This window comes from Nitratireductor sp. GCM10026969 (assembly GCF_042660605.1).
In the GTDB taxonomy this organism is placed as follows: domain Bacteria; phylum Pseudomonadota; class Alphaproteobacteria; order Rhizobiales; family Rhizobiaceae; genus Chelativorans.
In genome coordinates this window covers 1-734 of the sequence record NZ_JBHSUM010000320.1, presented here as the reverse complement: position 1 = coordinate 734, position 734 = coordinate 1, and the positions used below count along the sequence as shown (strand labels likewise).

1 protein-coding gene is annotated in these 734 nt (G+C 64.0%); it reads left to right on the top strand.

Annotation, left to right across the window (positions count from 1 at the left end):
* Positions 1–141 precede the first annotated feature (141 nt).
* On the top strand, positions 142–734 hold a 593-nt coding region (locus ACFP9U_RS25255; protein ID WP_378625650.1), incomplete at its 3' end, for a class I SAM-dependent methyltransferase.

Sequence of the window (734 nt, the reverse complement as noted above, 5' to 3'; positions counted from 1 at the left end):
GGTAGTGTCTCAGATGGAATTTCTGCTAAAGCTGGGAAGCAAATCGCCCGCGATGTCACCAACTGCCGAAAGTGTGAGGGCGCAACGGGCTGATGGGCCTCTCGCGCATCGGGCCTCTTGTCTTGAATGAGGAGCGCTAGGATGAGCACCGACCGGGATACTGTGCGGTCCTATGATACGGTCGCGGCGGAGTACGCTGCCGAGGCTGCGGCGATGCCCGAATGGGTCGCGACAGAGATCGATGCGTTCGTGACCGAGCTGGGTGGCTCGGGCAGGGTGCTGGAGATCGGAAGCGGTGGCGGGCGAGATGCACTTGAGCTTGAGAAGCGGGGGATTAGCGTCCGGCGAACCGACATTTCGAAGGGCTTCGTTGAACTGCTTCGCGAGAGTGGCTTCGAGGCCGACCTGTTGGACCCGCTGACCGAAGACTTAGCCGACCCGCAGCGTCCCGGCACGCCGTACGACGGGATCTGGGCCTGTGCCTGCCTGATTCACGTCGCGCGCGAGGATCTCGGCACGGTGCTTGGACGGCTTGCCGAGGCGACCCGTGCCGGTGGCCGACTGCACGCCTCGGTTAGAGAGGGCGATGGCGAGGATGTGTCCACACACGGCAGCGCTGCAGCGCCTCGGCGCTACGTCGAGACGTACTGGCGCGAGTCTGCCCTGCGGTCCGCACTCACAGACGCCGGCTGGATCATCAGCGAAGTACGTCGGTGCATCGGAAAGCCCAATGA